Here is a 1909-nt window from a genome sequence, read left to right on the forward strand (position 1 = left end):
GGCAACCGCCGTTTCGGAAATCGCCATGAACGCCCTCTTTCACGGCCAGCAGGCCTGGATCAACCTGCGCTTGCTGCAGGACGGAGCACGGAGAGGAGTTGCGGTCGTTGTGGCAGACAAGGGCCCCGGGATCCCCGACCTGGATGCTGCGATGCGCGACGGCTATTCGACCCGCAACAGCCTTGGCATCGGGATGGGTGCCGCGCGGCGCCTGATGGATGACTTCGCGGTCACCACCGAAATCGGAAAAGGCACGACGGTGACCATGGCGAAGTGGAAGGATTGAAAACCGCCGGATCGCCGGCGGCATCGGGTCAAACGCCGACCCAGACCGTCCTTTTCTCGACGCGCACCGGGTACGCATTGACCGAGTTTTCAGGCGATTCCAGGCATTGACCGTTCTTCAGGTCGAAGTGATGCTTGTAAATCGGCGACGCGACGACGATGCGCTCGCCAAGGTTGCCAACCAGTCCCCGCGACAACACACTGGCCTGCGAATTCGGATCGAAGTTGTCGATCGCGAACAGGCGGTCCGTGCCGTCCTTCACATGAAAGACCGCCACATGGCGGTCCTGCACTAGCGCGCAAACGCCGGTGTTCGGGACAAGGTCATCGACGGAGCAGACGGCGCTCCAGGTAATGGCTTTGTGATCGTGGCTCATGGTTTCTGCCTCAGGCTGCCTTTGCAATGATGGGAATGACGTTCTTGCGTTCTTCGGGCTTTGCCGGACGGATCTGGCCGCGCTCTTCGACGAACTCGACGGTCTCGTCCTGCTGGTCGCTGTTGACGAACTGGCGGAAGCGCTTGCGCGTCTCCGGGTCCGTCACCGCGCTCTTCCATTCGCACTGGTAGGTGTCGACCACGTGCTGCATGTCGGCTTCCAGTTCGGCGGCGATGCCCAGCTTGTCCTTGATGACCACGTCCTTCAGGTAATCCAGGCCACCCTCAAGGTTGTCGCGCCAGACGCTGGTGCGCTGCAGACGGTCGGCGGTGCGGATATAGAACATCAGAAAGCGGTCGATGTAGCGCACCAGTTCGTCCTTGGAGAGGTCGGAAGCCAGCAGCTCGGCGTGGCGCGGCTTCATGCCGCCGTTGCCGCAGACGTACAGGTTCCAGCCCTTTTCGGTGGCGATCACGCCGACATCCTTGCCCTGCGCTTCGGCGCACTCGCGGGTGCAGCCGGATACGCCGAACTTGATCTTGTGCGGCGCACGCAGGCCCTTGTAGCGGTTCTCCAGTTCGATCGCGAGGCCGACGCTGTCGTCGACGCCGTAACGGCACCAGGTCGACCCGACGCAGGATTTCACGGTGCGCAGCGACTTGCCGTACGCGTGACCGGATTCGAATCCGGCAGCAATCAGTTCTTCCCAGATGGCGGGAAGCTGCTCGACACGCGCGCCAAACAGGTCAACGCGCTGACCGCCGGTGATCTTGGTGTACAGGCCGTACTTCTTGGCGACCTGCGCCACTGCCATCAGGCCGTCTGGTGTGACTTCACCGCCCGGCATGCGCGGCACGACCGAGTAGGTGCCGTCTTTCTGGATGTTGCCGAGGAAGTAATCGTTCGAGTCCTGAAGGCTGGCGTGGTCCTTCTTGAGGACGAAGTCGTTCCAGCAGGAGGCAAAGATGCTGGCGGCAAGCGGCTTGCAGATATCGCAGCCGAGGCCATGGCCGTGCGCTTCCAGCAGCGCGTCGAACGTCTTGATCTTCTCCACGCGGACCAGGTGGAACAGCTCCTGGCGCGAATACGCGAAGTGTTCGCAGACATGGTTGTTGACGGCCAGGCCCTGCTTCTTCATTTCGGCCTTCATCACCTGCGTCACCAGCGGTACGCAACCGCCGCAGGCGGTGCCGGCCTTGGTGCATGACTTGAGGTCGACCACGTTGGTCGCGCCGCCGGCGACCGCG

Annotated in this window: 3 protein-coding genes and 1 other annotated feature (1 of these 4 cut by a window edge); of the genes, 1 reads left to right on the top strand and 2 read right to left on the bottom strand. The window is 62.5% G+C overall.

The genetic code is table 11. The features are described from left to right. Positions 1-156, top strand: a sequence feature (16S ribosomal RNA rRNA prediction is too short); it begins 164 nt to the left of the window's first position. Continuing rightward, entirely contained in the window at positions 152-286 is a 135-nt protein-coding gene (locus AYR66_RS30315; protein ID WP_272938316.1) for an ATP-binding protein, read from the top strand. (Overlaps the previous feature by 5 nt.) A gap of 28 nt (positions 287-314) precedes the next feature. Here AYR66_RS30315 and nirD read toward each other — a convergent pair whose 3' ends face one another. Both nirD and AYR66_RS00460 read right to left on the bottom strand, forming a co-directional pair. Further along, positions 315-662, bottom strand: a complete 348-nt coding sequence (gene nirD / locus AYR66_RS00455; protein ID WP_088705862.1) for a nitrite reductase small subunit NirD — start codon at positions 660-662, stop codon at positions 315-317. 10 nt (positions 663-672) lie between these two features. Next, a partial coding sequence (locus AYR66_RS00460; RefSeq protein ID WP_474647524.1) for a nitrite reductase large subunit NirB family protein occupies positions 673-1909 on the bottom strand: 1237 nt, incomplete at its 5' end.

This window comes from Noviherbaspirillum denitrificans, assembly GCF_002211445.1.
In the GTDB taxonomy this organism is placed as follows: domain Bacteria; phylum Pseudomonadota; class Gammaproteobacteria; order Burkholderiales; family Burkholderiaceae_D; genus Noviherbaspirillum; species Noviherbaspirillum denitrificans.

Coding starts and splice junctions, on each gene's coding strand:
- AYR66_RS30315 (WP_272938316.1), top strand. CDS start 152: ATGCGCGACGGCTATTCGACCCGCAACAGCCTTGGCATCGGGATGGGT.
- nirD (WP_088705862.1), bottom strand. CDS start 662: ATGAGCCACGATCACAAAGCCATTACCTGGAGCGCCGTCTGCTCCGTC.